Below are 26,367 nucleotides of genomic sequence, written 5' to 3'. Positions count from 1 at the left end.
GCACCGATGCGCTCCGAGACCGCCCGTATCGCCGCGGACGATGCCCTGCTCGTGGGCGACCTGACCCTTCCCGACAACCCCTCCGGCGTGGTGGCCTTCGCCCACGGCAGCGGCAGCTCCCGGCACAGTCCGCGCAACCGGGCGGTGGCCCGGGTGCTGCAGGAGGCAGGGCTGGCGACGCTGCTGTTCGACCTGCTCACCGAGGCCGAGGAGCGGGTCGACGCGATCACCACGGAGCACCGCTTCGACATCCCGCTGCTGGGGCGGCGGCTGATGGCGGCGGTCGAATGGCTCGGCCACCACCCCGGCACCGCCGGGCTGCCGATCGGCCTGTTCGGCGCCAGTACGGGCGCGGCGGCCGCCCTGACCGCCGCCGCGGAGCGGCCGGAGCAGGTGCGGGCCGTGGTCTCCCGGGGCGGCCGCCCGGACCTCGCGGGCGGGGTGCTGAACCGGGTGAATCCGCCGGTCCTGCTGATCGTGGGTGGTGACGACCACGAGGTGCTGCGGCTGAACGAGCAGGCCGCCGCGATGCTGGCCGCCCCGCACGAGGTCCATGTGGTGCCCGGGGCGACCCATCTCTTCGAGGAGCCGGGGGCGCTGGAGCAGGCCGCCGGGGCGGCGCGGGACTGGTTCCTGCGCATGACGCAGAAGCGCAGCGCGGGGCGGTAGCGCTACGGGCCGCCCAGCACCTCGCGCAGGTCGTACGAGACCGGCTCCTCCAGCTGCGCGTAGGTGCAGCTCTCCGGCTCGCGGTCGGGCCGCCAGCGCCGAAAGCGGGCGGTGTGGCGGAAGCGGTCGCCCTGCATGTGGTCGTACGCCACCTCGCACACCCGCTCCGGGCGCAGCGGTAGCCAGGACAGGTCCTTGACGCCGGTCCAGCGGCTGGGCGCGCCCGGCATCCGGCTCTGTGCGTGCGCCTCCTCCCGCGCCCAGTCGGCCCAGGGGTGGCCCTCGACGGACTCCATGCGCAGCGGCTCCAGTTCGGTCATCAGCTCCTGGCGGCGGCGCATCGGGAAGGCGGCGCAGACGCCGACGTGCTGGAGGCGGCCGGTGGCGTCGTGCAGGCCGAGCAGCAGGGAGCCGACGACCGGCCCGGACTTGTGCAGCCGCAAGCCCGCCACCACGCAGTCGGCGGTCCGCTCGTGCTTGACCTTGACCATGACGCGTTCGCCGGGCCGGTAGCCGAGGTCGGGGCGCTTGGCGACGACGCCGTCGAGCCCGGCGCCCTCGTAATGCTCGAACCACTGCCGCGCCACGTCGAGGTCGTCGGTCCAGGGGGCGGTGAACACGGGGTCGGCGGCCTCGCTCAGCGCCTCGGTCAGGGCGTCGCGGCGCTCGCCGAGGGGCGCGTCCATGAGCGAGGTGTCGCCGAGGGCCAGGAGGTCGAACGCGACGAAGCCCGCCGGGGTGGTACGGGCCAGCATCCGCACCCGGGAGTCGGCGGGGTGGATGCGTTCCAGGAGGGCGTCGAAGTCCAGGCGCCCGCCGCGTGCGATGACGATCTCGCCGTCCAGGACGCACCGCGGCGGCAGATGGGTGCGGAAGGCGTCGACGAGTTCGGGGAAGTAGCGGGTGAGCGGCTTGCCCGTCCGGCTGCCGATCTCGATCTCGTCCCCGTCGCGGAACACGATGGCCCGGAAGCCGTCCCACTTCGCCTCGTACCGCATCCCGGGCGGGATCGTGGCCACCGACTTGGCCAGCATCGGTGCCACCGGGGGCATCACCGGAAGGTCCATGATGTCTTCGATTGTGCGGCCGCCGGGACCCGCGCGCCCGCCGGGAGGTGGAGCGGGCGGAGTGGCCCTAGTTTTGGAACATGGCAGAGACGGTGGAGCTCGACGTCGGTGGGCGCACGGTGCGGCTGTCCAGCCCGGGGAAGGTGTACTTCCCGGAGCGGGGCTTCACCAAGCTCGACCTCGCCCGCTACTACCTCGCCGTCGGCGACGGAGTGCTGCGGGCCCTGCGGGACCGGCCGACGACGCTGGAGCGCTACCCGGAGGGGGTGGCGGGGGAATCGTTCTTCCAGAAGCGGGCGCCGAAGAACCTGCCCGACTGGATCCCGACCGGCCGCATCTCCTTCCCCAGCGGGCGGTACGCGGACGAGATGTGCCCCACCGAGGCGGCGGCCGTGGTGTGGGCCGCGAACCTCGGCTGTCTGACCTTCCACCCGTGGCCGGTGCGGCGCCCGGACACCGAACACCCCGATGAGCTGCGCATCGACCTCGACCCGCAGCCGGGCACGGACTACCGGGACGCGGTCCGGGCCGCGGGCGAGCTGCGCGAGGTACTGGACGAGCTGGGGCTGCGGGGCTGGCCCAAGACCTCCGGCGGGCGGGGGCTGCACGTCTTCGTGCCCATCGCGCCGGAGTGGACCTTCACCCAGGTGCGGCGCTCGGCGATCGCGGTCGCGCGGGAGCTGGAGCGGCGGGCGCCGGAGCGGATCACCACGGCGTGGTGGAAGGAGGAGCGCGGCGAAAAGATCTTCGTGGACTACAACCAGACCGCGCGGGACCGCACCATCGCCAGCGCCTATTCCGTACGGCCCCAGCCGCACGCCCCGGTCTCCGCGCCACTGCGTTGGGACGAGGTGCCGGACGCCCGGCCGCGCGACTTCGACCTGGCGACCATGCCGGTGCGCTACCGGGAGCTGGGCGATGTGCACGCGGACATGGACGAGCACGCGTTCCGGCTGGAGGCCGCGCTGGAACTGGCCGACCGGGACGAGCGGGAGCACGGTCTCGGCGACCTTCCGTATCCGCCGGAGCACCCCAAGGTGAAGGGCGAGCCGAAGCGGGTCCAGCCGAGCCGCGCCAAGGACTGAGGGTTGCCGAGGTGCGAGAATCGCGGGCATGGCCGCTGTCTTCGCGCATCCGGAGCGGCACCGGGTGGCCGTCCTCGTCCGGCACGGAATGCTGCCCTTCGAGCTGGGCATGGTGCACCGCCTGTTCGGGAGGGCCGTCTCCGCGTCCGGCGAGCCGCTGTACGAGGTGGTGACGTGTGCGCTGGTGCCCGGTGAGGTACGTACGGACTCCGACGTCAGCGTGAACGTCGCCCACGGCCCGGAGGCGCTGGCCGAGGCCGACACGGTGATCGTCCCGGCCGCCAACGAGAAGGACGAGCCGCAGACCGAGGGCCGTCTCGGCCCCGCGCTGGCCGATGCCCTCGCCCGCGTCCGGCGGCCCGGCACCCGCATCGCCTCCATCTGCACCGGCGCCTTCGTCCTGGCGGCGGCCGGGCTGCTGGACGGCCGCCGGGCGACGACGCACTGGCAGGCCGCCGACCAGTTCCGGGCGCTGTTCCCGGCGGTCGCGCTGGACCCCGGGGTCCTCTACACCGACGAGGGCGACGTCCTCACCTCTGCCGGGGACGCCTCCGGCATCGATCTGCTGCTGCATCTGATCCGGCTCGACCACGGCTCCGCGGTGGCCGGTGAGGTCGCGCGGGGCGCCGTGGTGGCGCCGCACCGCGACGGCGGCCAGGCCCAGTTCATCCGCCGCCCCGTCCCCGCGCCGCGCGGCTCCACGACGCGGGAGGCGCGGGCCTGGGCCCTGACCCGCCTCGACCGCCCGCTGACCCTCGCGGAGCTGGCCGCGCGCGAGTCGATGAGCGTACGGACGTTCTCGCGCCGGTTCCGGGAGGAGGTCGGGATGACACCCGTGCGGTGGCTGACCCAACGCCGAGTGGAGCGGGCGTGCCAGCTCCTGGAGGAGACGGACCTGCCGGTGGACCAGGTGGCCGCGGAGGCGGGCTTCGGCACGGCGGCGTCGCTGCGGATGCACCTGCGCGACGCGCTGGGCATCTCCCCCACCGCGTACCGCCACACGTTCCGCGGGGCGTAGCCGGGGGCTACGGCGGCTCCGGTCGGGGTGGGGGAATCTACCGCCGGGGCGACACCAACGGCTCGGCGCCCAGCGTGGCGAACCAGTGCTGGATCCGGTCCTCGTTGTGGGTCCTCGCCAGCGACAGGGTCAGCAGCAGCCGGGCCTTCTGCGGGGTCAGGTCCTGGGCGCCGACCACGCCGCGTACGTGCGGGTCGTACACCGCCCCCGACCCGGTGCGGGAGGCGGACGCGAAGAGCACGCCGTTCTTCACCGCGTCCGCGCGGGCCTCCGTCATGGCCGGGGAGAGGCCGCCCGCGCCGGTGCCCGCGGTGACGACACCGGCCGCGCCCGCGTCGGCGAACGCCTTGATGGCCTCGGGTCCGGCGCCCTGGTAACTGTAGGCGATCTCGACCTTCGGCAGCGGCCGCCGGGCGATACGGTCCAGGTCGAAGGGGGTCTTCCAGCCCGGCTTGCCGCATTGCCGGACGCGCGGCGGCGCCCGGTCGATGCGGATGTGGTTCTGGTCGATGACGCCCAGCTCACCGCTGCTGCCGCTGGTGAAGGCGTTGAGCCGCAGCGCGTCGGCCTTGCGGACCTCGCGGGCGGCCTGGATCTGGTCGTTCATCATGACGACGGTGCCGAAGCAGGTGGTGCGGCCGCTCGCGGCGAGCCGGATCGCGTTGTAGAGGTTGGCGGGGCCGTCGGAGCTGATGACCGTCCAGGGGCGCAGCGCGCCGGTGATCACCACGGGCTTGGCGCTGCGGACGGTGAGGTCCAGCCAGTACGCGAACTCCTCCATGGTGTCCGTGCCGGTGGTGACGACGACCGCGTCGTATCTCCGCAGCGCGTCGTCCACCGCGGCGGTGAGCTTGCGGTACTCGGGGATGGAGTAGTCGTTGGAGTCCTTGTTGCCGAACTGCCGTGTCGTGACGTCGGCGACCCGGTTCACCTCGGGTCTGAGGTCCTCGACCAGCCGGGACACCGGGAGCTGCCCGGACTTGTAGTTCTGGAAGGACACCCGGCTCTTGGACACGCCCGCGATGCTGCCGCCGGTGCCGATGACGGCGACCTGCGGCTTGGGTCCGCCCTCGGGCTCCGGCGACCGCTCGGCGAAGGCGAGGGCCGCGGCGGGGCTGCCGAGGCCGACGGCGAACAGGGTGACCAGGACGGCGGAACCGCGCGCGATCCGGTGCATGGAAAACCACCCAACGCGGCATTTATGGCATATACGGACTATCCACCGTAACCACGTTCCCCGGCGGAGGGCGAACGCCCGCACAGCCGGGCCAGCAGCAGTGCCACATCGTCGTCCGGCGCCCCGTGCAGCGCCGCCAGCACCTGGTCGCAGATCCGGTCCAGCGGGCCGTGGTGGTGGCGGCTCAGCAGCTGGACCAGGGTGTGCAGTCCGACGTCCAGCGACTCGTGCCGCTTCTCCACCAGACCGTCGGTGAACAGGGCCAGGACCGCGCCCTCGGCCAGTTCGCACTCCACGGCGGCGAACGGAACGCCGCCGACGCCCAGCGGTGCGCCGCTGGGGGTGTCGACCAGGTCGGCGTCGCCGCCCGGGTGGACCAGGACCGGCGGCAGATGGCCCGCGGTGGACAGCTCGCAGTGGCCGGTGCGGGGGTCGCAGACCGCGTACAGGCAGGTGGCGATGGAATCCCCCAGGGTCCGGGTGATCTCGTCGAGGTGGCGCAGCAGCTCGACGGGCGACAGGCCGAGCTGGGAGAAGGCACGGGTCGCGGTGCGCAGCTGCCCCATGATCGCGGCGGCGTGGATGCCCTTGCCCATGACGTCCCCGACGACCAGGCCGACGCGCCCGTCCTCCAGCGGCAGCACATCGAACCAGTCCCCGCCCGCGGCGCTGACCGCGGGCAGATAGCGGGAGGCGGTCTCCAGGCCGTCGAGATCGCGCGGCGGCAGGGACAGCAGGCTGCGCTGGAGGGTGAGGGCGGCGTCGCGTTCCCGCCCGTACAGCCGGGCGTTGTCGATGGCCAGGGCGGCGCGGATGGCCAGCTCACAGGCGAGGGTGAGGTCGTCCTCGTCGAACGGCCTGGGGTTGACCGTGCGGTGCAGGCTGAGGGTGCCGAGCACGCTGCCGCGGGCGATGAGCGGGGCCGCGATGTAGGAGTGGACGCCCTCGCGCCGCAGCATCCCGGCGGCGGCCTCGTCGCGCGCGATACGGCGTATGTCCTGCTCGGACGTGTGCGGCACCAGGATCGGCGCGCCGTCGCGCACGCACCGGGCGATCAGGCGGTTCGGTCCGTAGCGGGCGATCTTGCCGACCGGATCGGCGGCGTGGACGGCCTCGGTGGGGTAGCCGGCGGCGACGGCGAGCGCCCGGAAGCGGGCCGAGCCGTCGCTGCGTACCCGGGCCACGGGCTCGCGGTGCACCACCGCGTCGAGGACGTCGACGGCCGCGAGGTCGGCGAGCCGGGGCACCGCCACGTCGGCGAGTTCCTGGGCGGTCTGCCGCAGGTCCAGGGTGGTGCCGATGCGCACGCCCGCGTCGGCGACGACGGCCAGCCGCTCGCGTGCCTCGGCGACCTCGCTGGCCGCCCGGTGGCGCTCGGACACGTCGATGATGGAAACGGCGATGCCCAGGACCCGGCCGCCGGGGTCCTCCAGCCGGTAGTACGACTCCGACCAGGCATGGTCATGGTCGGGGTCGGCGGGGGTGCGGCCGATGGTCTGCTGGTCCAGGATCGGCTCGCCGGTGGCCAGGACGCGCCGCATGGCGGTCTCGATGGCGTCGGTGTCGAGCCCGGGCAGCATCTCGCTGATCCGGCGCCCGCGTACCAGGGGTTCGGTCATGCCGTTCATGCTCTGGAGCGACGGGTTGGCGCGCAGCCACCGCAGCTCGGTGTCGAAGACCGCGAGGCCCACCGGCGACTGCTTGATCAGCAGGCCCGATACGGCCAGGTCGGTCTCGACCCGCCGTACGGTCTCCTCCTCGGCGGCCAGCCCGAGGGCGTACGCGTCGCCGCGCGCGTCGTGGAGGCCCATGGTGTGGAACTCGACGCGCACGGTGGTGCCGTCCCGGCGCCGCACGGGGAAGACGCCCGCCCAGGTGTCGCCCGCCCGGACCCGGGCGAACAGCTCCACGGCCGCCCGCCGGTCCTCCGGGCGGACGAGCAGATGGTCCGCCCGACGCCCCAGGGCCTCGGCCGCGCCGTGGCCGAACAGCAGCTCCGCCTCGGGGCTCCACAGGGTGATACGGCCGTCGGCGTCCAGCACCACGGCGGCGACCCGCAAGTGGTCGAGCACCCCGCCCGCGACGGTGGTCAGGCCCTCCCCGCCCCTCCGGTCCGCCTCGCTGTCCTGGTCAAGACGGTCATGCGTCGTCATACCGGCACCTCACCGGCTCGCCGTGCCCTCCCTCTGTCATACCTCGCCCCGCGCGCCACCGCACTACCGATGGGGGACGCGGCCACGGTCAGATGGTGAACGGCCGCTGGCGGGCGAAGGCGGGGCGCGGGGCTCCGGCCAGGAACAGACGGGGGGTCTGGTCCGGGGGCATCTTCTTGACGATCTCCCGGTGCAGTGCGCGGTAGCTGCCCGGGAACGCGCCGCCCCGCCAGACCTCCAGCAAGGTGCCGGTGAACAGCCCGTTGACGAGGCCGTCGGCGGAGGTCTGGTTGTCCTGGCAGCCGGAGATCTGCAGCACGCTGGCATCGATCTTCGCGAGGTCCTTGGCGGTGTGGGTGTGCTGGATGCGGTCGTAGAGGTCGCGGTCGCGTGCGTAGACGGCGGACTGGACGGGCTGGGGCATGGCCCGCAGCCGCCGGCCGACCTCGTGGGGGTCCTCGGTGGCGAAGCGCCGGCCGAGTTCGTCCGCGCTGAGCATCTCGGGCAGCCGCCGGGCGACCGTACCGCTGTGGCAGCTGTCGGACAGCATCCAGATCCGCACGCCCTTGGCGAACTTGCCGAACATCCCGAACAGCTCGTCGTCGACCAGCTGACGGTCGTAGAGCACCCAGGTCTCGTCCAGCCGGTCGCCGGTCTCGTCGTGGTTGAGGTCGGGCACCTGGCCGCCGTGGCCGGAGTAGGTGAGGAAGAGGATGTCGCCCTCGGCCAGCCGTCCGGCCGCGGTCTCCAGCGCGGAGGTGACCGCCTCGGCGGTGGCGGCGCCGCTCAGCAGCGGGTCGGTGACCTCGAAGCCCGCGGCATTGGCGAGCCGGGCCATATCGCCCGCGTCCTTTTCGCAGGCGTTCAGTTCCCCGCTCCAGCCGTCGTACGCCGCGGGGTCGACCTGGTTGAGTCCGATGTGGACGGAGAGACCGGTGGGCATGGGGGCTCCTCGGGTGACGGTGGGCCGGCGTGCGCGGCGCGGTCGCCCCGCGGGCGACGGATCGCCCTCCCCAGGATGATGCGGCGGCCGGTCCCCCACCGCCCTGCTCGCCGGGCCCATCCGGGTGACGGCGTCCCGGTGCCGATCGATGACCACCGAGTCACCCTCATATGTGGTTACCCGTCCGTGTCATTTTTTGCCTGTCTGTCATCTATCAACAGAGTGACGGACCAGCTGGAAGCCGGTGATACAGGCCAGGCCGGATCTCGCAGACTTCGGGTGCCGTAGTCGGGCCACGCGATCGACACGGTAAGGGTCACCTGTCAATATGGGTACGTGGATGAGTTTGTTTTTGTGAGCGGTCGGCTGTGCCTCGATCTCGCGGGCACGCAGCTGTGGCGGCGCAGCCTCCACACGGAACTGCTGGTCACACCGGACGATCTACGGCGCTGGACCGTCTTGGCGGAGATCGTGGACGATCCCGGCTCGGTGGATTCCCGAGGGCTGGAGCGGGTCCGCCATGTGCGTGAGGCGGTCTACACGCTCGTGCGTCGCTGGCCTTTGGGTGATCCGGATGCTGCCGCCGAGGAGGCTCTCGCGGAGGTGAATGAAGCGGCTCGGCTCCCGCTGCCGAAAATTCAGCTCACCAAGTCGGGACAGCTGATGCGGGTCGGCAGCATCGACGAGGTGCTCGGCGCTGTTGGCCGTGATGCCGTGGACTTGCTCGGTTCGGCCCAGTTCTCTCGGATGAGAGAGTGTGCCAACCAAGACTGCACGCGTCTATTTGTCGACTTGTCCCGCTCCAGGGCTCGGCGATGGTGCGGGATGGCGGAGTGCGGAAACAGGCATAAGGCCGCCACCTACCGGAAGCGGAAGAAGCAGCAGTCGGTTGCCTGATACGGCGCCCCGGGCCGTGTCCTACGGGTGAGGTGCACCCCACCTGGCCCGCTCGCCGTCGTCGCGGAACTCGACGGTGATCCTGGGGACGCCGTTGATGGTTGAGCGTGTTCCTTCCCGGGTGCTGCGAGGAGTGCGAGACGGACGGTCGCCACCGGCCGTTTGGTTGGCGGGTTACGGATCGGCAGCGAGCGCTCCGATGAGGCCGGCCAGGATGTCTTCCAGAACGGCGTGGGAGGTTGCAAAGTTCAGCCGCAGGAACCCGTCGGCGCCGGGCCCGAAGGGGCTACCGCCGTCCAGCAGAACACCGCCGGCTTCCAGGGCCCAGTCCACCAGCGGTTTATCGAGCACGAGTTGGCGGGCGTCGATCCAGGCCAGGTAGGTGGCTTGCGGCGTGTGATGGCGCAGGTGCGGCAGTTGCGTGCGCAGCACCTGCTGAACGCGGCGGCGGTTGCGGTCCAGGACAGTGAGCAGTTGACGTTGCCATGCATCGCCGTCTCGCCATGCGGCTTCGGTGGCGACCGCGCCGAGCGGGGATATGGTGCCGTACAGATCCGGTGGCTGTGCGTCACGCAGCGCAAGAAGCCGGTCCGGGCCGTAATGCGTGACGGCACAGCGGATGGCGGCAAGGTTGAAAGCCTTGGTGGCGGACGTCAGCGTCACGGTCCGGCGGGCCGCGTCAAGGGAAAGGCTCGCGAACGGGATGTGCCGGTGCGGGGCGTAGACGAGTTCGGCATGGATCTCGTCACTGATGACCAGCAGGTCATGCCGATGAGCGATGACGGCGATCTCTTCCAGTTCCGCCCGGGTCAGGACGCGGCCCGTCGGATTGTGGGGGTTGACCAACACCAGGACCTTGCAAGCGGACTGTGCCACCGCGGCGTCCAAGGCCGCGAAGTCCATGCGCCACCCCTCGTCCGTGTCCTCCATCGGGATGGGCACGGCGCGTCGTCCCATGGTCGACAACGTTGCGAGAAACGGGGGGTAGTTGGGTGTCTGGATGGCGATCGCATCGCCCGGGCCGGTCGCCAGTTGCAGGATGAGCTGAAGGCATTGGATCAGGTCGGTCTGCTCGCGCACCCGTTCCGCTTCTGCCGTCCATCCGTAGCGGTCGGTCATCCGCCGCGCGAAAGCGGCTCGCAACGGGCTGCCCTCCGGCCAGTCCGGGTAGCCGAGGTCGCCTCGCTCAACGGCGTCATGCAATGCCTCAGCGACGGCCGGAGGGATGGGGAAGTCCATGTCCGCCACCCAGGCGGGCAGCACCTCCGGTCCTGGGCGGTGCCACTTGACACTGCTGCGGCCGCGCAGCCAGTCGCGGTCGAGATCATCGAAACCGGGTACCAGCCAAGACGTCTCGGAGGTCATGAGGAGGCTCCCTGCTTCAGCAGATCCCGGGTGATCTCAATCTGACCGTGGTGCTGAGCGAGTTCTTCGAGCACGTGCAGTTGGACGCCCTCCACACTCAGCGGGCGATCCGGTCCCTCGAAATCGGCGGGCGGGGTGTTGCGCGGCAACGAGGCCGGCGTGATGGACGCGAGGTCGGCCTCGAGTTGCTTGAACAGCCCTTCGACCTGCCGGCGTAGATCTTGTGCGTGCCCTGTGGCGGTGAACTCCGAGGCACGGTGGCGGTCGATCTCGCGCCCGGCGATGACGTGGCCGGTCCAGTAGTCGGCAACCGCCACGCAGTGGTATGCGATCGCGTAGACGGAGTTCGCGCCAGGAAGGGGCGGAGGCGTGTTCCCCAGCGCGTCACCCAGATCCTCCAACGCGCTGAGCATTCCGTCGAAGGCGCGACGCAAGAAGTACAGGTATTCATCGTGATCTTGCAAAACAGGTTTCCTCGTGTCCGGGGAGACGGCGCCAGCCGCGCCCGCTGCCGAAGTCGCCACAGGTTCGGCGACTAGATAACCACCATATGCGGTGACGCATAGAGAGTGGCGCACCGAATCGTCACCTGTCAATGGGGTGACACTCTGAGGTCTGCGCGGCCGCCTACCTCAGCATCGCCGACCCTTTCATGCGCGACAGGTGGCATGACCAGGCAAGTTTCGATACCTGCGGCGGAAGCACCGCAGGCTAGCGCGTGCTCACCTTCAGACGATTCGGCCAGGCATGCACCGCCGCCGGTCAACAAGAGCACCCCATTGACAGGTGACTCCTGGGGTGCGACGGTGAGCCATCGCCGATGAGTGGCAACGCACGACACTCATCCAACGGGCGTCAATAGCGACACCGAGCGGGGACGCCCCGCATACGTGACAACGCCGCGCGTCCACCGAGGTCCACAACTCCTCAAAGCGTCGAACCACCACACAAGGGTCACCGCCGAGCGGCGTCATGCAGCCAGTTCTGCTCCACCACAGCCCGAAGGACGACGCCATGAACAAAAACCGTGCTCCGGCAGGCCGGACGATGAGATCACTCACCGAGCATCACGGAATCAGCCGGATCGACGACAGCCAACGGCACGGCCGTGAGCGGGACCAGTTCTCCATGCGGTTCGCGCCCGTGGTCTACCTCGCGCCGGTGATGCTCGGCGGGGTCGGCATTCCTCTGGGCCTGGGACTGATCGGCAGTATCACCGCAATCGTGGTCGGCAACCTTCTCGGCTCACTGGCCACCGCTGCCTGCGCGGTAATGGGCCCGCGTCTGGGCATACCGCAGGTCACGATGAGCAGGGCCGCCTTCGGCCATCGAGGAAACTACATCCCCGCGTTCCTCGGCATCCTGTTGTTCATCGGCTACTTCAGCCTCGGTACCGCCCTCGGCGCACGCTCGTTGGCGAACCTGACCGGACTGCCGTTCACGCCCATGGTCGTGGTGGTCGCCGCCCTGAGCGTTCTCATTGCCGTCTTCGGCTACGACGCCCTGCAAGCCGTAGGCCGGTGGCTGACCTGGGTCAGCCTCGTGGTTTTCGGCATCGTCTCCCTCGCGGTGATGGTGTCCACAACGGAACCCGCCGCCTCACCCGCCGCCTCCGGCCACTATGCGACGACATGGCTGCTGGTCTGCAGCGTTATCTTCTCCTACACCGTCAGCTGGACCATCTACGCCTCCGACTACTCCCGCTACCTCCCCGCAAACGGCCGCGCACGGAGCATGTTCCTCTGGGCCTTCGGCGGAATCTTCAGTTCTGCTACGTGGATGATGGTGCTGGGCGCCGCGCTGACGTTGCTGGCCAACGGGGATCCGCTCGTCGGTCTCGGCCTCGTACTGCCGGACCCCCTGCTGAAGTTGGTGTTGGTGGTGTTCGTGATCGGTGCGCTCTCGCACAATGCCGTCAACCTGTACAGCGGCGCCATGGCCGGCCTGACGTGCGACCTCCCACTGAGCCGCTCCACTGTCTGCCTAGCGGGAGGAGCAGTTGGCGGTGCGCTGGCAATCCTTCTGGGCGGTGCGAACTTCCAGTCGCACTTCAATACCTTCCTGCTGATGGTTTCGTACTTCGTCATGCCCTGGCTGGCCATTCTGCTCATCGACTTCTACCGCACGCACCGAGGCGGCCGCGACTATCCGCAGCCCACGGCGTTCCACGACAGGCTTGGTCCCTTCCGGGGCACACGCCCACGCGCACTGCTCGCGTTCTTCCTCGGTATCGGAGCGTCGGTGCCCTTCATGGCCACCGATGTCTACACCGGCCCGGCCGGCCGCATGCTGGGCGGTGTCGACGTCAGCTACGCCGCTTCGTTCGTCGTGGCCGCTGTCGTCTACGAGCTGCTCAGAAAGTCGCACGCCGGCTCAGCGTCTCCGGCAAAGGGACCGGCCACCACGGCCGTGTGATCACGGCCGGACAGCGCCAAGAGGCGACCGTGCTGGTCGCGGCCCCGACGAGTGGCTGTGACCAGCACTCGCGAGACACCCCCTACGCCTGCTCAGCGGGCGCGGGGCGGGCCGACAGGGCGTGCACGACGAGGTCGGCGGTGCGCTCCAGATAGCCGGGCTCCGGCGGCACGCCGCGCACCGCGATGCGCCAGTAGACGGGCGCGGCGAGCAGGTCGAGGGCCAGTTCGCGGTCCGTGTCCGGCGGCAGCTCACCGCGCGCCACCGCACGGTCGAGCAGGGCGACGGCGCGGGCGCGGCGCGGCCCGCCGATGCTGTCGGCGAGCGCCCGGGCCAGCGCCTCGTCCCGGCGTGCCTCGACGACCAGATCCGGGATGATCCGGCCGAGCTGCGGATGGGTCAGCCAGTCGGCGACTGCCCGCAGCGCGGCGAGCACATCGCCGCGCAGCGACCCGGAGTCGGGCAGATCGACCATGGCGACGCTCGGCTCGGAGGCGACGGCGATGACCATCTGCTGCTTGGAGGACCACCGCCGGTACAGCGCGCTCTTGCCGACCCCGGCCCGCTTGGCGACCGCTTCCATGGACAGCCGCCCGTAGCCGTGTTCGGCCAGTTCGTCGAGCACGGCCGCGCGGATGGCCTCGGTCTTGTCCGGGCGCAGCGTGGCGGCGCCACTCGGGGCGCGCCGGGCGGGCGTGGCGGGGCGAGAGGGTTCCGACATGGGCCGACCCTAGCAGATGGACGAGACGGTACCGTTCTGTTTAGAGTAACGGACGGGACGGTACCGTCCCGTCCATTCACCTAGGGAGAGAACCGTCATGGACGAACGCGTCACGCTCTACGAGCGGGCCAAAAAACTCCTGCTCGCCCACGACATGCGGGGATTCGCGGATCTGTGGGCCGAGGACGGCACCATGGAGTTCCCCTTCGCCCCGCCCGGATGGCCGCGCAGGCTGATGGGGCGCGAGGCGGTGCGGGAGTACGTGCGCGACTACACCGACCACATCGATCTGCGGGCCGTCGCCCATGAGGTCGTCCACCGGACCGCGGACCCGGGCGTCCTGATCGTGGAGTTCTCGATGGACGCCGTCGCCGTCCCCACCGGCCGCGCGCTCCGGATCGACTACGTGGCCGTCATCACCGTCCGGGACGGCGAGATCGCCTCCTACCGCGACTACTGGAATCCGCTGATGCTGGACGACGGGCTGACCTTCACCACCGCGGGAGGGCGGACCGATGCCTGAACCCACCGTTCTGGTCCTCGGCGCGACCGGAAACACCGGCTCGCGCGTCGTACGGCGCTTGCGGGAGCGCGGCGCGTCGGTGCGGGCGGCCGCCCGGCGGCCCGGACCGGAGGCGGGCGCGGAGGGGGTGCGCTTCGACTGGTACGACCCGGCCACCCACACCGCCGCGCTGACCGGGGTGGAGCGGGTCTATCTGGTCGCCCCCGTCGGCGAGGCCGACCCGGTTCCCGTGGTCGAACCGTTCCTGACCGCCGCGCTCGACCGGGGCGTGCGGCGGGTGGTGCTGCTCAGCTCCTCCGCGATCCCCGCCGACGCCCCGGGCCTGGGCGCGCTGCACCGGCTCGTACGGGACACGGTGCCCGAGTGGGCGGTGCTGCGGCCGTCGTGGTTCATGCAGAACTTCACCGGGGACCACGCCGTGGCCCATGCCATCCGCGGCGACGGCCGGATCGTCACCGCCACCGGGGCCGGCCGGGTCGGCTTCGTCGACGCGGACGACATCGCCGCCGTCGCCGTCCGCGCCCTGCTGGACGACCGCCCGCACAACACGGACCACGTCATCACCGGCCCGGAGGCGCTCGGCTACGCGGACGCGGCGCGCATCGTCGCGGAGGTCTCCGGGCGCCGGGTCGACCACGTCCCGGTGACGGCCGCGGCGTTGCGGGAGAGGCTGGCGGACGCGGGGATACCGCGGGAGTTCGCGGCGGTGCTGGCGGGCCTGGACGAGGACATCCGGGGTGGCGCGGAGGACCGTACGACGGACACGGTCCTCCGGATCACCGGCCGCGAGCCGCGGTCGTTCCGGGACTTCGCGAAGGCCCACCGGGCGGCGTGGGACCAGTGACGCGTCAGCGCAGCAGCAGTTGCAGTCCGCCCACCACGGTCGCCGCGATCACCAGCCGCTCGAAGAGCAGCTGGTCGATGCGGTCGACGCACAGCTTGCCGAGGACGGCGCCTGGTATCACGAAGAGGGCGAGGCCCGCGTCCAGCAGCAGGGAGTGGCCGTCGATCAGGCCGAGGCCGACGCTGAAGGGCACCTTGCACACGTTCACGATGAAGAAGAACCAGGCCGAGGTGCCCAGGAAGCCGAGCTTCCGGAAGCCGGAGGAGATCAGATAGAGGGACATCACCGGGCCGCCCGCGTTGGCGACCATGGTGGTGAACCCGCCGAGCGCACCGTACGAACCAGCCTTGGCCCGGCCCCCGGCGCCGCCGGCCGGCTGGTCGGCCGCCGCCGCGTCCGCCCCCGTACGCCGTCGCCACACGGTGACGGCGGCCATGAACAGCAGGATCGCGCCGATCGACACGCGCACCGCCCCGTCGTCGGCCCACAGCATGAACGCCCAGCCCGCCACCACCCCGACGGCGACCGCGGGAAGCAGCCGCCACAGGGTGGCCCAGTGGGCGTGCCGCCGGTAGGTGAGGACGGCGAGCACATCGCCGACGATGAGCAGCGGCAGCAACACCCCCGTCGACTCACGGGCGGGCAGGACGGCCGCGAAGATGGCGAGGCTGACCGTATTGGCCCCGCTGACGGCTGTCTTGGAGAAACCGACGAGCAGGGCCGCACCGGCCAGCGCGGCCAGTTCCCAGGTGGCGATGGTGTCCATGCCACGACACGATGCTACGTCCCCACCTGCACGGATACGGCGGGGTGGGCTTAGCCCGTACACCCCCTAGCGTTCCGCCTCCTCCAGGGCGGCCCGTAGCGTACGGCTGTCGGTGAGGCCGTCCCCGGGCCGGGTCAGCCAGACGTGGCCGCGCCGCACGCACCCGGGGCGGGGGCACCGCAGCACCCGGCCCGCCCCGGCCGCCGCGACCGTGCGGCGGCGGGCGTACGGGGTCCCGGCCAGCCAGCGCTTCCACTCGGCCGCGGAGCCGGGCGGGACGAGGAAGGTCAGCACATGGCTGGAGGTCGCCAGCATCACGGGCCCCGTCGCGGCGTCGCGCCGCTGGAGGGCCTGGATCACGGCCGTACCGATGTCGTCGGCCATCCGGACCAGGTCGAAGACGGTGCCCACCGGCAGGTCGGCGAGTCCGTCGCCGCTGGCCCACTGGAGCCGTACCCGACCGGGGTCGTCGCTGGCGGACAGCAGCCAGTCGGCCGCGTCGGTCTGCACGGTGCCGCCCACAGGGCTCATGAGGCGCGCTCGAGCGGCAGGGTGAACCACACCTTCTTCCCCTCGCCTCCCGGGTCCGGCGGCTCGGTGCCCCAGTCGCTGGCCAGGCAGTCGACGATGGCGAGACCGCGGCCGGACTCCTCGGTCGGTGAGGCGCTGCGGAAGATGGGGATGACGGGCGAGCGGTCGGCCACCTCGACGCGCAGCTCATGACCGAAGCATCCGGCGGACAGCCCCAGGGAGACGGTGATGGTCACGGTGTCGGCGGGGCCGGAGCTGCCGTGCTCGACCGCGTTGGCGAACAGTTCGTTGGTGGCGAGGACGGCGCCGTCCACGAGCGCGCCGAGCCGCCAGTCGTTCAGATGGCCGGTGACCATGCGCCGTACCGCGGCGGCACGGTCGGGAAGGGCGGGGAATTCGGCCCGGAAGAGCCGGCGGGTGACGAGGGCGCTCATAGGCCCCTCCCCGCACGGTTCGGGCTTGGTGATCCGGATGCAGTGGCGGTTGACGGACACCGCGAGGGCAGGGCGGTCGCGCCCCAGGTCCTCGTCATCGGCCGGTGCCGGCCGCTGCGGCAGTCCTGGGCGGGATCGGCTCACGGTGTCCGTCCTCGTCGGTCTGTGGACTCTCATGACATACAGGCACATGGGGTGGTTGATGTTCGGTGACCCGGGTAGGCGCTTGCCGGCGACTGACAGCGCTGCATCTGAGCCGGTGGCGGTAGGTGCGCGACCCCCGTCCGACCCGCCTGGACCGGCTGCCACGGACGGGGTCGGCGCGGTCGCGGTTGGTGCCGGATACCGGCATGGTTCCTCCTTCGAAGGCAGCTCGAAGCGTCATCGGTCACCGTCATGTAGAAAAACGGTTGAACCGACCGGGGGGCGAGAGGGCATGGGGGTTGTCCGGTTGTACGGGCGTAGTGGTTCGGGCTGTACGGCCCTGGCGGTGCAGGCGTGAGCGGGGACCGCGGCGGGGAATCCGCCCCGGCCGCAGGGTCCGGTCCGCCCGACGCGTTCCGCATGGACGGCAAGCGTGTGCTGGTCACCGGGGGGACCCGGGGGCTCGGCGAACAGATCGTCAGACTGCTGACCGCGGCCGGCGCGCGGGTGGCCACCTGCGCGCGGACGGCCGAGGGCCTGCGGGCCCTTGAGGCGTCGTTGGATACGGAGGTGCCGGGCGCGCTGTTCACCGAGGCCCTCGACCTCACCGCACCGGATCGGCTGGAGGCATTCGTCCAGGCAGCGGTGGAATGCTTCGGCGGGTTGGACGGCGTGGTGGCGTGTGCCGGCGGCGCACGGGGCCGCGGGCTGGAGGAGGCCGACACCCGGGACTGGTCCGTGACCTGGGAGCTGAACGTCGGTCATGCGGCGCGGCTGGTCAAGGCCGCGGTGCCGCATCTGCGGCGGAGCGGCGGCGGCTCGGTGGTGGTGATCGCCTCCATCTCCGGATGGAAACCGGGACCGCAGGCCCAGTACGGAGCGGCCAAGGCCGCCCAGATCCATCTGGCGGCCTCACTCGCCCGCGAGCTGGGCCCGGACCACATCCGAGTGAACGCCGTGTCGCCCGGCTCGATGCTCATCCCCGGCAAGCGCTGGGACCGGATGCGCGCCGAGGAGCCCGAGCGGTACGCCCGCTTCACGGCCGAGGTCCCGTGCGGCGACCTGGTCACACCGCTGGAGGTCGCCCGGGTCGTGGCGTTTCTGCTCTCCGACGCGTCGAGCGGGGTCTCGGGCGCACATCTCCCCGTGGACCGCGCCCAGAACGCCCCCACCCCGAACGGCTACTGACGGCGCCGACGACAACAGGGCGCCGGGGGTCACACCCCCGGCGCCCGTCGCGCCCGCTTCACACGGCAGCCCCCCGGTCCCCCGCTCCGGGGGCCCGCCGCGCGCCGGTCGTCAGGGGGTGGCTTGCCGATCATGCCGGGCTCCCGACGCCTGGCACGGCACCTCGCGGCCCCGCGCTCGTCGCACGCAGCGCCGCTGCGCTCTCCTCACGCGGGTTGCGAGCCTCCCCCAGCTACCGCTGGGAGGTGCCCCCTGCACCAGACGCCGCTCGCTGATCCGGCTTGATCGACAAGCCACCCCCTAGGCCGCGGACCCGAGCACCGCCCGGGAGCGATGCTCGAATTCCCGCACCATGGGCTCGCCCCGCCGGGGCCGCAGCCGGCTGCGGAAGTCGCGCAGTGCCTGGATCGAGCGCTCGCTGTGCACCCCGCTGAGGGTGTCCAACGCCTCGCCCGCGGTGCCGATGGCCTCGTCCAGCCGGTTCTGCTGGAGGTAGGCCGTGGCGAGGACGGAGCGGCTGATGGCCTGGCGGCGGCGCCGGTCGGCGTTGGCGCGCACCGACTCGGCGGCCGAGTTCTCGGCGTCCGCCGCGTTTCCCAGGTCCCGGAAGCACAGGGCTGCCTCGGCCGCCAGATAGTGGTGGTCCAGGAAGCGCACCCAGGGCGACTCCTGCTGGGCGCCCCGGCTCGCCTCAAGCTGGGCGTCGGCGGCGCGCAGCGACTTGGACGCCTCCCGGGGCTGGTCGAGCGCGGCATGACCGCGGGCGGCCATGGCGTGCAGCCGCATCAGGCCGAGCGGGCTGCCCGCGTGCTTCGCGGTGGCGACGCCGACCCGGGCCAGCTCGACCCCCGCCTCCGGCTGGCCGAGGTTGGTGGACAGGTGGGACAGACCGGCCAGGATCTGACCGCCCAGCACCCGGTCGCCGCCCTCGGCACACAGCCGCAGCGCCTGGGTCATATAGCGCTGGGCCAGGCCGTATTCGGCGTTGTCGTAGGAACTCCAGCCGGCCATCGCGGCCAGCTTGGCGGCCGCGGTGAACAGCTGGCGCCGCTCGTGCGGCGGCGCGCCGCGCTGCTGGAGCATGGGCACGACCTCGGTCGACAGATAGAGCACGATGCTGGCGCGGACCTGGCCGCCGCCGAAGCGGTTGTCCATCTCGTCGAACATGCTGATGGCCGCGTGGACCTGCTCGACACGGCCGCCATCGGCCGCGGAGGAGAGCCGGGGGGTGTCCTGGTTCTCGACCAGCCACAGCAGCCATTCGCGCTGCGGGGTCACCAGGGCTCCGGCGACGAAGGGCACCGCGCCCAGCAGGCTGCGGCGGGAGATATCGGTGGAGCCGAGTTCGGCGAGCGTGTGCAAGGTCTCTGCTACATCCTCCCGGTAGGCCAGCGCTCTGGCGACGACGGGGCGCTGACGGTCGGCGATGAAGCCGAGCTCGGCGGGCGCCAGCGGCCGGCCGAGCCGGTGGGAGAGCACGGCGGCGATCAGCTCCGGCGTATTGCCGCGCGGCTGTCCGCCCTGCAACCAGCGGGTGACGGACGCCTTGTCGTAATTCGACTCGTGTCCTTGTCGGCGGCCCAGTTCGTTGACGCGGTGCGCCAACGAGGCGTAGGAGCAACCGGATTCCTTGAGGGCCGCGGCCAACGCGGCGTTGGCGGGGGCGCCCTGGCGCCCGCTTCCCGGCTGTGCGCCCGGCATCACCGTAACCCTCCCCGGCATGCGCCACGGAAGGTTTCGGGATCCCCGCCGCGCGGCGCCGTATTCATCGGCTGCGTCAACGACGTTGTGGACAAAGGAGGTTGGGAGCCCCCGCCGTGGAGGGTGAGATGGGTCACCCGCTCACTATGCGTGGTGGCCCGCTCACCTCGCAACCATCGTTCTGATAATTTCAGAACGATCCGCATACCTCTGTCTGTGTCGTCGGGCTCGTGGCACACTGTCCAGGCACACTGTGCAGGCATATGACACCCCTTCCGGGAGGCGGGACGTGAGCGAGGCACGGCCGAGCGGCGCCGCCCCCACCGTCTTACGCAGGGTCCTCGGCAAGCGATTGCGGCACTTACGGGAGCGGGCCCAGGTTTCCTTCGAAGAGGCAGCTCAGGCCATCGAGGTGACCCCGCTGACGGTGCGCCGGATGGAGAAGGCGGAAGTCGGCCTCAAGATCCCGTACGTCAAGGAACTGCTGCGGAATTACGGGGTCCGGGGACCGGAGGTCGAAAGCTTCCTGGCCCTCGCCCGGGAGGCCAACCAGCCCGGCTGGTGGCATCAGTTCCGCGACGTACTGCCCGACTGGTTCAGTGCGTATGTCAGCCTGGAGAGCGAGGCCACCCTCATCCGTGCGTACGAGCCGCACTACGTCCCCGGGCTGCTGCAGACGGAGGACTACGCCCGGGCGGTGCTCCGCATCGGCTTCCCCAACGACACCGAGGAGGAGCTGGAGCGCCGGATCGCCCTGCGCCTCCAGCGGCAGAGCCTGCTCGCCAAGGCGGACGCGCCGATCATGTGGGCCATCCTCGACGAGACGGTGCTGCGCCGCCCCGTCGGCCCCAGCGCGGTGATGCGGGACCAGATCGACCACATCATCGACACCCTGTCGATGCCCAAGGTCCGGCTGCAGATCATGCGCTTCGCGTCCGGGCCGCACCCGGGGGCCTTCGGCCCCTTCCACTACTTCCGCTTCGGGTTCTCCGAACTGCCCGACGTCGTCTACACCGAGAACCTCACCGGCGCGGTCTACGTGGACCGGCCGAAGGAGGTCGGGGCCTATCTGGAGGTCCTGGACCGGATGGCCGTCCAGGCGGACCCGATCGGCGACACCAGCACCATCCTGGCCGAACTGCGTAAGGAGCTGTGATGACAGACCCCGTCTACACCGGGATGCCGGCCACGGACCTCGGCACCGAGGGCTGGGAAAAGCCCTGGAGCGGGTCCAACGGAGGCACCTGCATCGAGGCCAAGCGGCTGCCGGACGGCCGGGTGGCCCTCCGTCAGTCCACCGATCCGGGCGGCCCCGCCCTGATCTACACCCGCTCCGAGGTCGCCATGTTCCTGGAGGCCGCCAAGGCGGGCGGGGCCGACTTCCTCATCGCGTGAGGCCCCGCCCCCGGCGGCTGCCTCCGGCTGTGACTCCCCACGAGTGCGCCGGGCGCACCCCCTGACGGGCCACGATGCGAAAACCACTACGGTCGCACAACCGCACAACCCCGTAGCGCACTCCCGCCCCCGCCGCCCCGCCACGCACACTGAGGGCGCCGTGGCGGGCGGCGGTGTCGTCCCTCCATCCAATCCGGGTCGCTCCGGAACGACGGGAAGACGGGATGAAGCTCCAGCATGCGTATCCACAGCGGCGCACACTGATCGTCGAGGGCTGTGACGGCGTCCGCCGGGACGGGCTGCTGGCCGGGCTCGCGGAGCGGCACGGCTTCGCCGTCACCCGCGCCTCCCGCGACCTCCCGCACCTCGACCCGGTCCGCCCCTACCGCGAGCTGCTCCAGCACGACGGGACGCTCGCGGTGGACGCGGGGCTGGTCGGCGAGCTGGTCTACGGGCCGCTGCGGCGCGGGCACTCCCGGGTCACCTGGATCCAGGCGTTCGACTTCGCGGAGGCGGTGGCCGAGAACGACGGGGCGTTCGTCCACGTCACCGCGCCCGTGGCCGTGCTGGAGGACCGGCTGGCCGCGCGCGGCGCCGGCGCCGCGGACCTCGCGGAGATCGATGCCGCGCTGACCGGTTTCGACCACGCCTTCCGGACCCTCGCCCAGCACGCCCCGGTGGTCACGGTCGATGAGGATCCGCCGATGGACCCCGGTTCCGGCCCCAGCGCGGAGCCGGGCCCCGGCGAGACTCCGGTGACCCTTGAGACGGCCTCCTTCGCCCGCCGCCTGCCACGGATTCGCTCACCCGTCCGCCGCTACGCCGGGAATCGATGAACTCCCGGGCGCAGTAGGTAGGTTGGAGCCGCCCACAGGCATGACGCACGGCAGGAGAAGTCCCGATGACCAACGGTTCGTCCGCCCCCCGCGCCGACCAGCAGGCGTGGTCGAAGATCGACACCGCCGTGCCGCACTCGGCCCGGATCTGGAACTACTGGATGGGCGGCAAGGACAACTACGAGGTCGACCGCATCGCCGGCGACCAGTACCGGGAGGTCGCCCCGAACATCGAGGTGATGGCCCGCGCCTCGCGCGCGTACCTCATCCGCACGGTCACCCATGTGGCGGGCGAGTGCGGGATCCGCCAGTTCCTGGACATCGGCACCGGGCTGCCCACCTACGACAACACCCACCAGGTCGCCCAGCGGGTGGCGCCCGGGGCCCGGATCGTCTACGTCGACAACGACCCCCTGGTGCTCCGGCACGCGCAGGCGCTGCTCACCAGCACCCCGGAGGGCGTGACCGACTACATCGACGCCGATCTGCACGAGCCGGAGCGGATCCTGGAGATGGCGGCCAAGACGCTGGACTTCGACCGGCCGATCGCCCTGATGCTGATGGGCATCCTCGGGCACATCCAGGACTACGACGAGGCGGTGTCCATCGTCCGCCGGCTACAGGAGGCCCTGCCCTCCGGAAGCTACTTCGTGCACTACGACAGCACCGACACCGACCAGGCGCTCAAGGAGGCCCAGCAGGGCTACGACGACACCGGCGCCGTCCCGTACGTCCTGCGGAGCCTCCCGGAGATCAGCCGCTTCTACGACGGCCTGGAGCTGATCGAACCCGGTATCGTCTCGTGTCCGCTGTGGCGGCCCGGGCCGTCCGAGACGCCCATCGAGACGACGGACGTGCACGGGGGTGTCGCGCGGAAACCATGACGAGGGCTGTGCGACTGCCCGGCCGGCCGTACCGACCAAACGAATGGTTCGGCCACCGGGTAGGTAACCCGCGGCCCCGCCCCGTCGTCAGACACGGCACCGGGGAAGCCGAGGCGGAGGGACGCGCGGGTGTTCGAGGTCGGAGCCTGGAGAGTGCCCTCGGTCAAGCGGCTGCTGCGGGCGTCCGTCACCGACGGGCCCGTCGTCGTACGGCAGCGCCGCGGCCCCCGGGAGGAGGCCCCGGGGACGCCCCGGCACCTGGCCATCATCATGGACGGCAACGGCCGCTGGGCCTCCGCACGCGGCCTCTCCCGCACCCGGGGCCATGAGGCCGGGGTGCTGGCGCTGCCGCGCGTGGTGGACACGGCCCTGGAGGAGGGCGTCGAGCATCTGTCGCTGTTCTTCTTCTCCACCGAGAACTGGAACCGGCCGCGCGCCGAGGTGGCCGCCCTCATGCGGCTCACCGCCCAGCTGGCCGACGTCTTCCGCGCGTACGGCGAGCGCGGCGTACGGCTGCGCTGGCTCGGCTCCGAGGCCCGCCTCCCCCGCGCCACCCTGGCCGCCCTGCGCCGGGCCGAGGCGGAGACGGCCGGAAACCGCGCGATGACGCTGGCCTTCTGCTTCAACCACGGCGGGCGGGAGGAGATCGCCCGCGCGGCGACCTCGCTGGCGCGGGCCTCGGCGGACGGGGCGCTGGACCCGGGCCTGATCGACGAGGCGCTGTTCACCCGGCACCTGCCGCACGGCGACCTCCCGGACATCGACATGCTGGTGCGGACGTCCGGGGAGCAGCGGATCTCGAACTTCATGCTGTGGCGCGCGGCCTACGCGGAGCTGTTCTTCGTGGACACCCTGTGGCCGGATTTCACCGCGGAGGAACTGCGCGGCCTGCTGGCGGCGTTCGCGGGACGCCAACGCCGCTTCGGCGCGAGGTGATGCGGGGGCCCTAGCGGATCGGGACGCCGGAGAGGGTGCGGGCGATGACCAGGCGCTGGATCTCGCTGGTGCCTTCGAAGATGGTGTAGATCGCGGCGTCGCGGTGCATGCGCTCGACCGGGTACTCGCGGGTGAAGCCGTTGCCGCCGAGGATCTGGACCGCCTGGGCGGTGACCGTCTTGGCGGTTTCGCTGGCGAACAGCTTGGACATGGAGCCCTCGGCCGCGTCGAAGGGCCTGCCGTTCACGGCCATCCACGAGGCCCGCCACACCAGCAGGCGCGAGGCGTCGATCCGGGTGCGCATGTCGGCGAGCTGGAAGGCGACGCCCTGGTTGTCGATCACGGGGCGGCCGAACTGCTGCCGGGTCTTGGCGTAGTCCAGCGCGACCTCGTACGCGGCGCGGGCGGTGCCGACGGCCATGGCGCCGACGGCCGGGCGGGACGCCTCGAAGGTGGCCATCGCTGCGTTCTTCAGCCGCTCCCCGCCCGCCGCCTTCTCGCGGGCGCGGGCGAGGCGTTCGTCCAGCTTCTCCTTGCCGCCGAGCAGGCAGCTGCCGGGCACCCGTACGTCGTCGAGGACCACCTCGGCGGTGTGCGAGGCGCGGATACCGTGCTTCTTGAACTTCTGGCCCTGGGACAGGCCGGGGGTGTCCGGTGGGATGATGAACGACGCGTGGCCCTTGGAGCCGAGGTCGAGGTCGACGGCCGCGACCACGACGTGGACGCCCGCGATGCCGCCGTTGGTGGCCCAGGTCTTGGTGCCGTTGATGACCCACTCGTCCTTGGCCTCGTCGTAGACGGCCCGGGTGCGCATGGCGGAGACGTCGGAGCCCGCGTCGGGTTCGGAGGAGCAGAAGGCGGCGACCTTCACGTCATTGGCGTCGCCGTACATCTGCGGGATCCAGGTGCCGATCTGCTCCTCGGTGCCGTTGGCGAGCACGCCGACGGCGGCCAGTCCGGTGCCGACGATGGACAGGGCGATCCCCGCGTCGCCCCAGAACAGCTCCTCCATGGTCATGGGGATGCCGAGGCCGGTGGAGTCGAAATACTGCTGGGCGTAGAAGTCCAGCGAATAGAGACCGATCTTGGCGGCTTCCTGGATAATCGGCCAGGGCGTTTCCTCGCGCTCGTCCCATTCCGCGGCGGCGGGGCGCATCACGTCGGCGGCGAAGCCGTGGATCCACTCCCGTACTGCCTTCTGATCTTCGTTGAGTTCGAACGAGAACTCCGCCATGGCCCCTCCACCTGCTGCGCCTGCCGTTACCTGCGGTAACAGCAGTCTGTTACCGGCGAGTAGGCGATGTCAACTCCACGGCCGCGCGAACCCCTTTCCCCGGGCGGGTGTTACGTTGCGCAGATACGCGGAGCCCACCCATGCGACGCGTGCACACGTCAGGGGGCGGGGAGGCCACGACATGGAGACCGGGACCAGCCAGCGCGAGGACCACCAGCAGCAGGCCGCGGCACGGCGCCGCAAGGAGCTGCTGGAGGCCGCCGACCGGGTGGTGCTGCGCGACGGCCCCGAGGCCTCGATGAACGCGATCGCCGCCGAGGCGGGCATCACCAAACCCATTCTGTACCGCCACTTCGGCGACAAGGGAGGGCTCTACCGGGCCCTCGGGGTACGCCACACCGACGCCCTGCTCGCCTCGCTGCGCAACGCCCTGGACGCCCCCGCGCCCGACCGCCGCGGACGGGTGGCGGCCACGCTGGACACCTATCTGGCGGCGATAGAGGCCCGGCCCCAGGTCTACCGCTTCCTGATGCATCCGGCCGACCGGAACCAACAGCAGGAGCAGGAGCAGGGCTTCGACGTGGGCCACCACTCCGCCCCGCTGCTGCGCCGCATGGGCGACGAGCTGGCCAAGGTGATCGCCGACCGGGTCGAACTCGGCCCCGGCGGCGAGGAGGTGGCCCGGATCTGGGGCCACGGGATCGTCGGCATGATGCACGCCGCGGGCGACTGGTGGCTGCGGGAACGGCCCTGCTCACGCGACCGGTTGGTGCAGCACCTCACCGACCTGCTGTGGGGGCGGCTGGCCCTGGTGGACGACCGGATCGGCGCCCCGGGGTTCTGAAGCCCGCCGCGCTTACGGATCTACGCCCGCTCGCCCGCCCACGGCGCGCGGCGGGCCGCCCACAGCACCCGGCGCCGGCGCAAACCCTTCAGCCGGTCCAGGAACAGCCCGCCCTCCAGGTGATCGCATTCGTGCTGGAGGCATCGCGCGAAGAAGCCGCTGCCCTCGACCCGCACCGGCTCCCCGGTCATCGTCACGCCCTCCACCACGGTGCGGTCGAAGCGCGGGGTGCCCGCCTCGATGCCCGGCAGCGACAGACAGCCCTCCGCGCCCCGTACGGTCACCCCGTCGGTCTCGACCGGCCGCGGGTTGACCACGTGCCCCAGATGACGCCGGTCCTCGTCGTCCGGGCAGTCGTACACGAAGACCCGCAGCCCCACGCCGATCTGGTTGGCGGCGAGACCGACCCCGCCCGCCGCGTACATCGTGGCGAACAGGTCCTCGACCAGCCGGGCGAGCGCGGCGTCGAACGCGGTGACCTCCTCGCAGGGCGCGCGCAGCGCCTGATCACCGAGCAGCCGCAGGGGCCGCACCACCCCCTGGCTCCCCGGGATCGCGCCGTTTCGCATGAGAGCCAAGCGTACGGTCCCCCGGAAG

Annotated in this window: 27 protein-coding genes; 14 read left to right on the top strand and 13 right to left on the bottom strand. The window is 71.4% G+C overall.

The genetic code is table 11. The features are described 5' to 3' along the window. The first annotated feature begins 6 nt into the window (after positions 1-6). The gene (locus ACH4SI_RS17845; protein ID WP_398296691.1) at positions 7-669 is read left to right on the top strand and encodes a dienelactone hydrolase family protein; all 663 of its coding nucleotides are present in this window, start codon (positions 7-9) and stop codon (positions 667-669) included. Positions 670-671: 2 nt separating this feature from the next. Here the strand turns inward: ACH4SI_RS17845 and ACH4SI_RS17840 are convergent, their stop codons facing one another. Continuing rightward, positions 672-1,736: an ATP-dependent DNA ligase gene (locus tag ACH4SI_RS17840; RefSeq protein ID WP_398296690.1), complete on the bottom strand. Its 1,065-nt coding sequence runs from the start codon at positions 1,734-1,736 to the stop codon at positions 672-674. Positions 1,737-1,816: 80 nt separating this feature from the next. On the opposite strand from ACH4SI_RS17840, the gene ligD reads away from it, so the two are divergent. Beyond that, positions 1,817-2,821: a non-homologous end-joining DNA ligase gene (ligD, locus tag ACH4SI_RS17835; protein WP_398296689.1), complete on the top strand. Its 1,005-nt coding sequence runs from the start codon at positions 1,817-1,819 to the stop codon at positions 2,819-2,821. 28 nt (positions 2,822-2,849) lie between these two features. Next, positions 2,850-3,839, top strand: coding sequence for a GlxA family transcriptional regulator (locus tag ACH4SI_RS17830; RefSeq protein WP_398296688.1), 990 nt, complete (start codon positions 2,850-2,852; stop codon positions 3,837-3,839). 37 nt (positions 3,840-3,876) lie between these two features. Here the strand turns inward: ACH4SI_RS17830 and ACH4SI_RS17825 are convergent, their stop codons facing one another. The 3 genes from ACH4SI_RS17825 to ACH4SI_RS17815 form a co-directional block, all read right to left on the bottom strand. Beyond that, positions 3,877-5,016, bottom strand: coding sequence for an asparaginase (locus ACH4SI_RS17825; protein WP_398296687.1), 1,140 nt, complete (start codon positions 5,014-5,016; stop codon positions 3,877-3,879). 38 nt (positions 5,017-5,054) lie between these two features. Next, positions 5,055-7,169, bottom strand: a complete 2,115-nt coding sequence (locus ACH4SI_RS17820) for a SpoIIE family protein phosphatase (protein WP_398296686.1) — start codon at positions 7,167-7,169, stop codon at positions 5,055-5,057. Positions 7,170-7,257: 88 nt separating this feature from the next. After that, a complete protein-coding gene (locus ACH4SI_RS17815; protein ID WP_398296685.1) occupies positions 7,258-8,112 on the bottom strand; it encodes a caspase family protein in 855 nt (284 codons plus the stop codon). Between the two features lie 336 nt (positions 8,113-8,448). Here ACH4SI_RS17815 and ACH4SI_RS17810 point away from each other — a divergent pair, with 336 nt between their 5' ends. After that, positions 8,449-9,009 (top strand): CGNR zinc finger domain-containing protein, encoded by a 561-nt coding sequence (locus tag ACH4SI_RS17810; RefSeq protein WP_398296684.1) that lies wholly within the window; start codon positions 8,449-8,451, stop codon positions 9,007-9,009. A gap of 174 nt (positions 9,010-9,183) precedes the next feature. Here the strand turns inward: ACH4SI_RS17810 and ACH4SI_RS17805 are convergent, their stop codons facing one another. Then, positions 9,184-10,374: a MalY/PatB family protein gene (locus ACH4SI_RS17805; protein ID WP_398296683.1), complete on the bottom strand. Its 1,191-nt coding sequence runs from the start codon at positions 10,372-10,374 to the stop codon at positions 9,184-9,186. Next, positions 10,371-10,838, bottom strand: coding sequence for a DinB family protein (locus ACH4SI_RS17800; RefSeq protein ID WP_398296682.1), 468 nt, complete (start codon positions 10,836-10,838; stop codon positions 10,371-10,373). The genes ACH4SI_RS17805 and ACH4SI_RS17800 overlap by 4 nt, the downstream gene beginning before the upstream one ends. 550 nt (positions 10,839-11,388) lie before the next feature. On the opposite strand from ACH4SI_RS17800, the gene ACH4SI_RS17795 reads away from it, so the two are divergent. After that, on the top strand, positions 11,389-12,789 hold the full coding sequence (locus ACH4SI_RS17795; protein WP_398296681.1) for a purine-cytosine permease family protein: 1,401 nt from the start codon (positions 11,389-11,391) through the stop codon (positions 12,787-12,789). Positions 12,790-12,871: 82 nt separating this feature from the next. Here the strand turns inward: ACH4SI_RS17795 and ACH4SI_RS17790 are convergent, their stop codons facing one another. Next, a complete protein-coding gene (locus tag ACH4SI_RS17790) occupies positions 12,872-13,510 on the bottom strand; it encodes a TetR/AcrR family transcriptional regulator (RefSeq protein ID WP_398296680.1) in 639 nt (212 codons plus the stop codon). A gap of 97 nt (positions 13,511-13,607) precedes the next feature. On the opposite strand from ACH4SI_RS17790, the gene ACH4SI_RS17785 reads away from it, so the two are divergent. After that, positions 13,608-14,033: a nuclear transport factor 2 family protein gene (locus tag ACH4SI_RS17785; RefSeq protein ID WP_398296679.1), complete on the top strand. Its 426-nt coding sequence runs from the start codon at positions 13,608-13,610 to the stop codon at positions 14,031-14,033. After that, positions 14,026-14,877, top strand: coding sequence for an NAD(P)H-binding protein (locus ACH4SI_RS17780; protein ID WP_398296678.1), 852 nt, complete (start codon positions 14,026-14,028; stop codon positions 14,875-14,877). The genes ACH4SI_RS17785 and ACH4SI_RS17780 overlap by 8 nt, the downstream gene beginning before the upstream one ends. 4 nt (positions 14,878-14,881) lie before the next feature. Here the strand turns inward: ACH4SI_RS17780 and ACH4SI_RS17775 are convergent, their stop codons facing one another. The 3 genes from ACH4SI_RS17775 to ACH4SI_RS17765 form a co-directional block, all read right to left on the bottom strand. Then, on the bottom strand, positions 14,882-15,643 hold the full coding sequence (locus ACH4SI_RS17775) for a sulfite exporter TauE/SafE family protein (protein WP_398296677.1): 762 nt from the start codon (positions 15,641-15,643) through the stop codon (positions 14,882-14,884). A gap of 66 nt (positions 15,644-15,709) precedes the next feature. Beyond that, a complete protein-coding gene (locus ACH4SI_RS17770; RefSeq protein ID WP_398296676.1) occupies positions 15,710-16,174 on the bottom strand; it encodes a hypothetical protein in 465 nt (154 codons plus the stop codon). Then, on the bottom strand, positions 16,171-16,752 hold the full coding sequence (locus ACH4SI_RS17765; protein WP_398296675.1) for an ATP-binding protein: 582 nt from the start codon (positions 16,750-16,752) through the stop codon (positions 16,171-16,173). The genes ACH4SI_RS17770 and ACH4SI_RS17765 overlap by 4 nt, the downstream gene beginning before the upstream one ends. Positions 16,753-17,106: 354 nt before the next feature. On the opposite strand from ACH4SI_RS17765, the gene ACH4SI_RS17760 reads away from it, so the two are divergent. Continuing rightward, complete coding sequence (locus ACH4SI_RS17760; RefSeq protein WP_398296674.1) at positions 17,107-17,940, top strand: SDR family NAD(P)-dependent oxidoreductase; 834 nt, start codon at positions 17,107-17,109, stop codon at positions 17,938-17,940. 300 nt (positions 17,941-18,240) lie between these two features. On the opposite strand, the gene ACH4SI_RS17755 is transcribed toward ACH4SI_RS17760, so the two are convergent. Beyond that, positions 18,241-19,641, bottom strand: a complete 1,401-nt coding sequence (locus ACH4SI_RS17755) for a hypothetical protein (protein WP_398296673.1) — start codon at positions 19,639-19,641, stop codon at positions 18,241-18,243. Positions 19,642-19,930: 289 nt separating this feature from the next. On the opposite strand from ACH4SI_RS17755, the gene ACH4SI_RS17750 reads away from it, so the two are divergent. From ACH4SI_RS17750 to uppS, 5 genes are all read left to right on the top strand, one after another. After that, entirely contained in the window at positions 19,931-20,797 is an 867-nt protein-coding gene (locus ACH4SI_RS17750; RefSeq protein ID WP_398296672.1) for a helix-turn-helix domain-containing protein, read from the top strand. Continuing rightward, positions 20,797-21,036 (top strand): DUF397 domain-containing protein, encoded by a 240-nt coding sequence (locus ACH4SI_RS17745; protein ID WP_398296671.1) that lies wholly within the window; start codon positions 20,797-20,799, stop codon positions 21,034-21,036. The genes ACH4SI_RS17750 and ACH4SI_RS17745 overlap by 1 nt, the downstream gene beginning before the upstream one ends. Before the next feature lie 224 nt (positions 21,037-21,260). Continuing rightward, complete coding sequence (locus ACH4SI_RS17740) at positions 21,261-21,872, top strand: hypothetical protein (protein WP_398296670.1); 612 nt, start codon at positions 21,261-21,263, stop codon at positions 21,870-21,872. Positions 21,873-21,937: 65 nt separating this feature from the next. Then, positions 21,938-22,756, top strand: a complete 819-nt coding sequence (locus ACH4SI_RS17735; protein WP_398296669.1) for an SAM-dependent methyltransferase — start codon at positions 21,938-21,940, stop codon at positions 22,754-22,756. Positions 22,757-22,885: 129 nt separating this feature from the next. Beyond that, positions 22,886-23,692 (top strand): polyprenyl diphosphate synthase, encoded by an 807-nt coding sequence (gene uppS, locus ACH4SI_RS17730; protein WP_398296668.1) that lies wholly within the window; start codon positions 22,886-22,888, stop codon positions 23,690-23,692. A 10-nt stretch (positions 23,693-23,702) separates the two neighbouring features. Here the strand turns inward: uppS and ACH4SI_RS17725 are convergent, their stop codons facing one another. Next, complete coding sequence (locus tag ACH4SI_RS17725) at positions 23,703-24,926, bottom strand: acyl-CoA dehydrogenase family protein (protein WP_398296667.1); 1,224 nt, start codon at positions 24,924-24,926, stop codon at positions 23,703-23,705. Between the two features lie 181 nt (positions 24,927-25,107). On the opposite strand from ACH4SI_RS17725, the gene ACH4SI_RS17720 reads away from it, so the two are divergent. Then, positions 25,108-25,770: a TetR family transcriptional regulator gene (locus tag ACH4SI_RS17720; protein WP_398296666.1), complete on the top strand. Its 663-nt coding sequence runs from the start codon at positions 25,108-25,110 to the stop codon at positions 25,768-25,770. 20 nt (positions 25,771-25,790) lie between these two features. Here ACH4SI_RS17720 and def read toward each other — a convergent pair whose 3' ends face one another. Further along, positions 25,791-26,339 (bottom strand): peptide deformylase, encoded by a 549-nt coding sequence (gene def / locus ACH4SI_RS17715; protein WP_398296665.1) that lies wholly within the window; start codon positions 26,337-26,339, stop codon positions 25,791-25,793. Positions 26,340-26,367: the final 28 nt, after the last annotated feature.

Source organism: Streptomyces sp. NPDC021212 (assembly GCF_044332925.1).
Taxonomy (GTDB): Bacteria; Actinomycetota; Actinomycetes; order Streptomycetales; family Streptomycetaceae; genus Streptomyces.
This window is presented reverse-complemented; position numbering and strand designations above follow the sequence as displayed.

What these genes read in the sequence shown, in the direction of transcription:
- ACH4SI_RS17770 (WP_398296676.1), bottom strand. Translation starts at nt 16,174, where the DNA reads ATGAGCCCTGTGGGCGGCACCGTGCAGACCGACGCGGCCGACTGGCTG.
- ACH4SI_RS17815 (WP_398296685.1), bottom strand. Translation starts at nt 8,112, where the DNA reads ATGCCCACCGGTCTCTCCGTCCACATCGGACTCAACCAGGTCGACCCC.
- ACH4SI_RS17745 (WP_398296671.1), top strand. Translation starts at nt 20,797, where the DNA reads ATGACAGACCCCGTCTACACCGGGATGCCGGCCACGGACCTCGGCACC.
- ACH4SI_RS17790 (WP_398296680.1), bottom strand. Translation starts at nt 13,510, where the DNA reads ATGTCGGAACCCTCTCGCCCCGCCACGCCCGCCCGGCGCGCCCCGAGT.
- ACH4SI_RS17725 (WP_398296667.1), bottom strand. Translation starts at nt 24,926, where the DNA reads ATGGCGGAGTTCTCGTTCGAACTCAACGAAGATCAGAAGGCAGTACGG.
- ACH4SI_RS17845 (WP_398296691.1), top strand. Translation starts at nt 7, where the DNA reads ATGCGCTCCGAGACCGCCCGTATCGCCGCGGACGATGCCCTGCTCGTG.
- ACH4SI_RS17830 (WP_398296688.1), top strand. Translation starts at nt 2,850, where the DNA reads ATGGCCGCTGTCTTCGCGCATCCGGAGCGGCACCGGGTGGCCGTCCTC.
- def (WP_398296665.1), bottom strand. Translation starts at nt 26,339, where the DNA reads ATGCGAAACGGCGCGATCCCGGGGAGCCAGGGGGTGGTGCGGCCCCTG.
- ACH4SI_RS17780 (WP_398296678.1), top strand. Translation starts at nt 14,026, where the DNA reads ATGCCTGAACCCACCGTTCTGGTCCTCGGCGCGACCGGAAACACCGGC.
- ACH4SI_RS17825 (WP_398296687.1), bottom strand. Translation starts at nt 5,016, where the DNA reads ATGCACCGGATCGCGCGCGGTTCCGCCGTCCTGGTCACCCTGTTCGCC.
- ACH4SI_RS17775 (WP_398296677.1), bottom strand. Translation starts at nt 15,643, where the DNA reads ATGGACACCATCGCCACCTGGGAACTGGCCGCGCTGGCCGGTGCGGCC.
- ACH4SI_RS17795 (WP_398296681.1), top strand. Translation starts at nt 11,389, where the DNA reads ATGAACAAAAACCGTGCTCCGGCAGGCCGGACGATGAGATCACTCACC.
- ACH4SI_RS17720 (WP_398296666.1), top strand. Translation starts at nt 25,108, where the DNA reads ATGGAGACCGGGACCAGCCAGCGCGAGGACCACCAGCAGCAGGCCGCG.
- ACH4SI_RS17805 (WP_398296683.1), bottom strand. Translation starts at nt 10,374, where the DNA reads ATGACCTCCGAGACGTCTTGGCTGGTACCCGGTTTCGATGATCTCGAC.
- ACH4SI_RS17785 (WP_398296679.1), top strand. Translation starts at nt 13,608, where the DNA reads ATGGACGAACGCGTCACGCTCTACGAGCGGGCCAAAAAACTCCTGCTC.
- ACH4SI_RS17740 (WP_398296670.1), top strand. Translation starts at nt 21,261, where the DNA reads ATGAAGCTCCAGCATGCGTATCCACAGCGGCGCACACTGATCGTCGAG.
- ACH4SI_RS17820 (WP_398296686.1), bottom strand. Translation starts at nt 7,169, where the DNA reads ATGACGACGCATGACCGTCTTGACCAGGACAGCGAGGCGGACCGGAGG.
- ACH4SI_RS17735 (WP_398296669.1), top strand. Translation starts at nt 21,938, where the DNA reads ATGACCAACGGTTCGTCCGCCCCCCGCGCCGACCAGCAGGCGTGGTCG.
- ligD (WP_398296689.1), top strand. Translation starts at nt 1,817, where the DNA reads ATGGCAGAGACGGTGGAGCTCGACGTCGGTGGGCGCACGGTGCGGCTG.
- ACH4SI_RS17840 (WP_398296690.1), bottom strand. Translation starts at nt 1,736, where the DNA reads ATGGACCTTCCGGTGATGCCCCCGGTGGCACCGATGCTGGCCAAGTCG.
- ACH4SI_RS17755 (WP_398296673.1), bottom strand. Translation starts at nt 19,641, where the DNA reads ATGCCGGGCGCACAGCCGGGAAGCGGGCGCCAGGGCGCCCCCGCCAAC.